We start from the raw sequence: 6,708 nt of genomic DNA, 5'->3' as shown, positions 1-6,708 counted from the left end.
GTGAGGGGCAATCCAGACATGGATCCCTGATCCTTGCCTCCCCCCTCACCCTCCCCACGCCTGACGGCGCGGGTCCCCTCCCTCTCCCGGGACGGGAGAGGGCGATGCCTCCCCTCCGCCGTACACCGCAGGACCCCCGCCATGACCATCGCCCTTTCCGCCGCCACCCTCCCCGACATCGCCGCCCGCGCTTCGGTGCCGGCCTACGACCGTTCCGCCCTGACCGCCGGGATCCTGCATTTCGGTGTCGGCAACTTCCACCGCGCCCATCAGGCGGTCTATCTCGACAGCCTGTTCGCCCAGGGCCGCGACCATGACTGGGCCATCCTCGGCGCCGGGGTGATGCCGTCGGACCAGCGCATGCGCGACGCGCTGGAGGGCCAGGACTGGCTGACCACCGTCGTCGAGCAGTCCGGCGCGCAGAGCCTCGCCCGCGTCACCGGCGCCATGATCGGCATGCTGCCGGTCGGCGATGCCGACGCCATCATCGCCAAGCTGGCCGATCCCGCCATCCGCATCGTCTCGCTGACGGTGACGGAAGGCGGCTATTACATCGACGCCGCCGGCAAGTTCGACGCCAACCATCCGGCCATCCGCGCCGACATCGCCGTGCCCGCCCGGCCGACCACAATCTTCGGCCTGATCGTCGCCGGTCTGGCCCGCCGCCGCGCCGCCGGCACGGTGCCCTTCACCGTCATGTCCTGCGACAACATCCCCCACAACGGCGTCGTCACCCGCAACGCCGTGCTGGGCATCGCCAAGGGCATCGACGCCGGCCTCGCCGCCTGGATCGACGCCGAAGTCGCCTTCCCCAACGGCATGGTCGACCGCATCACGCCTGCCACCGGCGTGCAGGAGCGCGAGACGCTCGACCGCGATTTCGGCATCGCCGACAACTGGCCGGTCTTCTGCGAGGACTTCACCCAATGGGTGCTGGAGGACCGCTTCTCCGCCGGCCGTCCGGCGCTGGAAGCGGTGGGCGTGCAGTTCGTCCCCGACGTGACGCCCTTCGAGACGATGAAGATCCGCATCCTCAACGGCGGCCATGCGGTGATCGCCTATCCCGCAGGCCTGCTCGGCATCACCTACGCGCACGAGGCGATGGAAACCCCGCTGATCCGCGCCTTCCTGCAGAAGATCGAGCGGGAGGAGATCATCCCCACCGTGCCGCCGGTGCCGGGCACCGACCTTGCCAGCTATTTCGGCATCATCGAGCGCCGCTTCGCCAACCCCAAGATCAAGGACACCATCCGCCGGCTCTGCCTGGACGGTTCCAACCGCCAGCCGAAATTCATCGTCCCGTCCATCGCCGACCGGCTGAAGGCCGGCGCCGGCATCGAGGGGCTGGCGCTGGAATCGGCGCTGTGGTGCCGCTACTGCTTCGGCACGACCGACGACGGCCAGCCGATCGAGCCGAACGATCCCAACTGGGACCGCCTGACCGCCGTCGCCCGTCAGGCCCGCACCGAGCCGACGGCGTGGCTCGGCATGGACGACGTCTATGGTGAGGTCGGCCGGGCGCAGCCCTTCCGCGACGCCTTCTCCACCGCCCTGCGCGCCCTGTGGACGGACGGCACCCGCGCCGTGCTCGCCCGCTATGCCGGCGTCTCCAACTGAAGGACGACCCCGCCATGACCGCCATGCCGTCACCCGACGTGATTTGCCCCGACGTGCTGTGCTTGGGCGAGGTGCTGATCGACTTCATGCCCGCCGGTCCGGCGCAGCCCGGCGTGATCGGCGCCTTCGATCCGGCGCCGGGCGGGGCGCCGGCCAATGTCGCGGTCGGTCTGGCCCGGCTGGGAGTGCGCAGCGCCTTCATGGGCCGGACGCCAGCGGACGGCTTCGGCCGCTTCCTGGCGCGCGCACTGACCAACGCTGGCGTCGACGTGTCCCGCCTGCGCCTCGTTCCTGATACCAAGACCCCCGTCGCCTTCGTCTCCCTCGACGAGGAGGGGGAGCGGGAGTTCCTGTTCTATGGCGAGCCGATGGCCGGCTTCTCCACCACCGACCTCGACCTCGACGCCATCGCGGCGGCCCGTCTGCTTCATTGCGGCTCCATCGGCCTGATCGATCCGGCCGCGCGCGAAGCCAGCCTGCTTGCAGTTGAAACGGCACGCCGCCATGGTCGGCTGGTCTCCTTCGACGCCAACCTGCGCCTCGCCCTCTGGCCCGACCGCGCCACGGCGGAACGCCTGATCCGCCAGGGCATTGCCGCCGCCGCCATCGTCAAGCTGAGCGACGAGGAACTGGAATTCCTGACCGGCAGCACCGATCCCGACACCGCCGGCCGCAGCCTGTGGCATGAGGGCTTGCGGCTTCTGGTGGTGACGCATGGCCGCAACGGCTGCACCTTCCTGACCGCCGACGCCTCGGGCCATGTGCCGGGGATGGCCGTCACCGCCGTCGACACCACCGGCGCCGGCGACGCCTTCGTCGCCGCACTCCTGGCCGGCATCCTCGAAGATGTGGACACCGCCTTCACCCCCGACCGCCTGCGCGACATCTGCCGCTTCGCCAACGCCGCCGGCGCGTTGACCACCACCGCCCCCGGCGCCATCCCCTCCCTGCCCGACCGCGCCGCGATCGACCGGTTGCTGGGTCGCTGAGGCCAAGCGTTTTTGAAGCTTTCCGTGGTGTAGCGCCCGGCCTGGGATTAGGGTTTCCGGATCAAGCCCACGCTATCCCCTCTCCCGCCGGGATCCCCTCTCCCCCCCGGGGAGAGGGTTAGGGTGAGGGGGACGCGCGGCGAGGATCTGCAAGCATCACGCGCTCCCCGTTCCCCACCAAATCCACTCCATGCACCCCCCTCACCCCGACCCTCTCCCCGGGGGGAGAGGGAGAATGAAACACTGAACAGCACCCCGAAACCTGTTCCACAGCGTTCCAAACGTTCCACTCCCGGGGCGCCTGCCACCCCCAACCATCACCTCTAGAAAGAAACTCAATCTTTAACAAAACAAAATGATCACTCCAAAATAATGATGGCGCGGCTCCGGGTGCCTAGCTATCGTGACATCTGAAATTGCGAATCCTGCCACTTTAATATGGCGTTCTATACCCAATGGTTATATCCAAAGGGGTAGAATATCCCAGAAGCGGCAGGCGTTGCTTTAGTGAGGCATGATGAGTGACTTGCAGACCCTGTCGCCGACCGAACTTGAATTGGCGACGCTGATCGTGAACACCCTCACCCTGGAAGCCGACCCGGAGGACATCGACCCGGACGCCCCCCTCTATGGCGAAGGGCTGGGGCTCGATTCCATCGACATCCTGGAGGTGGCGCTCGCCGTCTCCAAGACCTACGGGGTGAAGCTGCGGGCGGACGACGAGAACAACACGAAGATCTTCTCCTCCCTGCGCACCTTGAACAGCCACATCCAACAGCTCAAAGCCGCCTGATGCCGTCCGCCGCCGCCTGGACCAGGGGAGGGGCCGCGGTGGGCGCCGGCCTGTCGCTCTTCGCGCTCTATCCCCTGCTGGTCCATGGCGCCATCGTCGCCGATCTCGACGCCGACACCGCGCTGGTGCTGGCGCTGGTGCAGGCCGGGGTCACCGGGCTGGTGGTCGGCCGCGCCGCGCCGCGCTTCCGCTGGATCGCGCTGGCCGGCGCCATCGCCCTGTTCGGCCTGTCCTGGCGCTCCGCCCGCGACGGGTTGCTGGCCGCCTCGGCGATCAGCCATGCCGCCATCTATGTCGGCCTGCTCGTCCTGTTCGGCCGCACCCTGCTGGTCGGGCGGGAGCCGCTGATCACCTGGATCGCCCGGAGAATCCGCGGCAGCCTGACCGACGAGATGCTGGTCTATACCCGTCGCGTCACCATCGCCTGGTGCCTGTTCTTCGCCGGCCAGCTGGCGATGTCGGCCCTGCTGTTCGCCTTCGCCCCGCCGACGGTCTGGTCCTTCTTCATCAACGTCCTCGACCTGCCTCTGGTCGCCGCGATGTTCCTGACCGAATACGCCTACCGCCTGCGCAAGTTCTGGAACTACTCCCATGGCTCCATCGCCGACGTCGTCCGCGTCTTTTCGGAGCGGCCAAACCCATGACGATGCTGTCCACCACGCGCCTGCCGCTGCTGCGCCACGGCGGTCCCGACGACCTGTTCGCCCTGCATGACGGCCGGCCGGTGACGGTGCGGACCTACCTCGCCGCAGTGCGCGATCTGGCCCGCCGCCTGCCGGACGGCGCCTATCTGCTGAACCTGTGCGGCGACCGCCTGGGATTCGCCGTCGCTCTCGGTGCGGCCCTGCTGCGCCGGCAGATCAGCCTGCATCCCCCCAACGACACCCCGGCCACGCTGCGCCAACTGGAAGAGAGCTATCCCGGCCTGATCTGCCTGACCGATGCAGGCGCAACCTACCCCGGCATGACCTGCATCCAGGCCCTGCCTCCCGACGGTCTCGACAGCCTGTCCGCTCCGCCCATCGACACCGACCTTGCCTTCCCGGCCGATCAGGTGGCGGCCATCGCCTTCACCTCCGGCTCCACTGGCCGGCCGATGCCGCAGGTGAAAAGCTGGGGCACCCTGGTCCGCAGCGTCCATGGCGCCGGCACCGCGCTGGAGATCGCACATCTCGGCTCCGCCGGCCCCTCCACCTGTTGTCTGGTCGGCACCGTCCCGCACCAGCATATGTACGGCCTGGAGTCGGTCATCCTGCTGGCGCTCCAGCATGGTCTGGTCCTGCATGGCGGCCGACCGCTCTTCCCCGCCGACATTGCCGCCAGCCTCGCCGATCTCCCCGGCCGCCGCATCCTGGTGACCACCCCGGTTCACCTGCAGGCGCTGCTCGCCGACGGCACCGATCTGCCCCCGCTGGACTTCATCCTTTGTGCCACCGCCCCCCTGGCCCCGCAGCTCGCCATCGACGCCGAGGCGAAGCTCGGCGCCCCGCTGCACGAGATCTACGGCTGTTCGGAGACCGGTCAGCTCGCCGTCCGCCGCACCAGCGCCACGGCGGAGTGGTTGTGCATCGACGGCATCCGCCTGCGCCAGGACGAACAAGGCACCTGGGCCTCCGGTGATTTCCTCGACGGCGAGACCCTGCTGGCCGACGTGATTGAGCTGAAGAGCGACACCCGCTTCATCCTGCACGGCCGCTCCGCCGATCAGGTCAACATCGCCGGCAAGCGCAGCTCGCTCGCCTTCCTCAACCATCATCTGAATTCGGTCGAGGGCGTGATGGACGGCGTTTTCTTCATGCCACGGGAGGGGGAAAGCGGGACCACCCGCCTCGCCGCCCTGGTGGTCGCCCCCGGCCTGACCGCCGAGACCCTGCTGGCCCGCCTGCGCGAGCGGATCGACCCGATCTTCCTGCCGCGCCCCCTGCGTTTTGTCGATGCCCTGCCGCGCAACCCAACCGGCAAACTGCCGCGCGAGGCCCTGCTGCGGATGCTCGACGACAGCCGACCCGACTAGGTGCCGCCGCCGTGCCCAACCAGACCGACATCCACTTCCCCGCCGACCATCCCACCGCCGCCGGGCATTTCCCCGGCAACCCGATCATTCCCGGGGCCGTCCTGCTCGACACCGCCCTGGCCGCCATCGCCACGGCGGAAGACCTCGCTCCCGGCCCTTGCCGCCTGCGCGCCGCCAAGTTCCTGCACCCGGTCCGCCCCGGCGACCGCATGCTGGTCGAATGGCAGGCCAGCCCGACCGGCGCCATCGCCTTCTCCGGCAGCGTGGCGGGCCGTCCCGTGATGACCGCCATCATGTTGACCGGCAGCGTGACCTCATGAAGATCCCCCTGCGCGCCAAGCCGGCAGCGGACGCCACGGCCTCTCCCATCGCCGCGCCACCGCCGCGCCGCCGTCGCCGCAAGGAGTGGATGAACCGGCCGGAGCGCAGCACGACCGCGGCCATCAAGTTCATCGTCTGGGTCGCCCTGCGGCTCGGCCGGCGGGCGGCGCGGCTGCTGCTCTATCCGATCTGCCTCTATTTCGTGCTGTTCTCGCGCAAGCCGCGTCGGGCGTCGGCGCTGTTCCTGTCAAAGGCGCTGGGCCGCACCCCCGGCTTCGGCGACCTGTTCCGGCACTACCACGTCTTCGCCGCCTGCCTGCTCGACCGCGTCTTCTTCCTGAACGACCAGTCCGACGATTTCGACATCCGCGTCCATGGCGAGGACATCGTCATCGACCTGATGCAGCGGGGGGAGGGCTGCCTGCTGCTCGGCGCCCATATGGGCAGCTTCGAGGCGATCCGCATGCTGGGCCACCGCCAGCGCGACCTGCGCGTCAGTCTGGTGATGTACGAGGAGAATGCCCGCAAGATCAACTCGGTCCTCAACGCGATCAACCCGCTGCTGTCGATGGAGGTGATCGGGCTGGGCCGGCCGGATTCGATGCTGCGCGTGCGCGAAAGGCTGGACCAGGGCCATTTCGTCGGCATGCTCGCCGACCGCACCCTGGACGGGGAGGAGGAGGTCCGCCTGCCCTTCCTCGGCCAGCCGGCCGGCTTCGCGCTCGGTCCCTTCCAGCTGGCGGCGATGCTGAAGCGGCCGGTGGTGCTGATGGTCGGGATCTATCAGGGCGGCCGACGCTACGACGTCCATTTCGAACGCATCGCCGATTTCTCCGATGTGCCGGTGCAGGACCGGCCGGGCCTTGTCCGCTGGGCGGCCGGGCGCTTCGCCGACCGGCTGGAGCATCACGCCCTGTCCTCCCCCTACAACTGGTTCAATTTCTATGATTTCTGGAAATAGACCGGCCCGCCGC

At 68.8% G+C, this 6,708-nt stretch carries 7 protein-coding genes; all 7 read left to right on the top strand.

The annotated features are described in order from the left end of the window. The first annotated feature begins 141 nt into the window (after window positions 1-141). Window positions 142-1,617 carry a mannitol dehydrogenase family protein gene (locus TSH20_RS05330; RefSeq protein ID WP_109073764.1) on the top strand — a complete coding sequence of 492 codons (1,476 nt, stop codon included), beginning with the start codon at window positions 142-144 and terminating at the stop codon, window positions 1,615-1,617. A 14-nt stretch (window positions 1,618-1,631) separates the two neighbouring features. Beyond that, a complete protein-coding gene (locus tag TSH20_RS05325; RefSeq protein WP_109073763.1) occupies window positions 1,632-2,606 on the top strand; it encodes a carbohydrate kinase in 975 nt (324 codons plus the stop codon). A gap of 514 nt (window positions 2,607-3,120) precedes the next feature. After that, on the top strand, window positions 3,121-3,399 hold the full coding sequence (locus tag TSH20_RS05320; protein WP_109073762.1) for a phosphopantetheine-binding protein: 279 nt from the start codon (window positions 3,121-3,123) through the stop codon (window positions 3,397-3,399). Then, window positions 3,399-4,043: a hypothetical protein gene (locus TSH20_RS05315; RefSeq protein WP_146205373.1), complete on the top strand. Its 645-nt coding sequence runs from the start codon at window positions 3,399-3,401 to the stop codon at window positions 4,041-4,043. The genes TSH20_RS05320 and TSH20_RS05315 overlap by 1 nt, the downstream gene beginning before the upstream one ends. Further along, window positions 4,040-5,413, top strand: coding sequence for an AMP-binding protein (locus TSH20_RS05310; RefSeq protein ID WP_199231937.1), 1,374 nt, complete (start codon window positions 4,040-4,042; stop codon window positions 5,411-5,413). The genes TSH20_RS05315 and TSH20_RS05310 overlap by 4 nt, the downstream gene beginning before the upstream one ends. Before the next feature lie 11 nt (window positions 5,414-5,424). Further along, the gene (locus tag TSH20_RS35250) at window positions 5,425-5,733 is read left to right on the top strand and encodes a hypothetical protein (RefSeq protein ID WP_199231938.1); all 309 of its coding nucleotides are present in this window, start codon (window positions 5,425-5,427) and stop codon (window positions 5,731-5,733) included. Next, the gene (locus TSH20_RS05305; RefSeq protein WP_109073760.1) at window positions 5,730-6,695 is read left to right on the top strand and encodes an acyl-CoA synthetase; all 966 of its coding nucleotides are present in this window, start codon (window positions 5,730-5,732) and stop codon (window positions 6,693-6,695) included. Before TSH20_RS35250 ends, TSH20_RS05305 begins: the two co-directional genes overlap by 4 nt. The last annotated feature ends 13 nt before the right edge of the window (window positions 6,696-6,708 follow it).

The organism is Azospirillum sp. TSH20 (assembly GCF_003115935.1).
Classification (GTDB): Bacteria; Pseudomonadota; Alphaproteobacteria; order Azospirillales; family Azospirillaceae; genus Azospirillum.
Note: the sequence above shows the minus strand (reverse complement) of the source record. Positions and strands in the feature narration are given on the sequence as shown.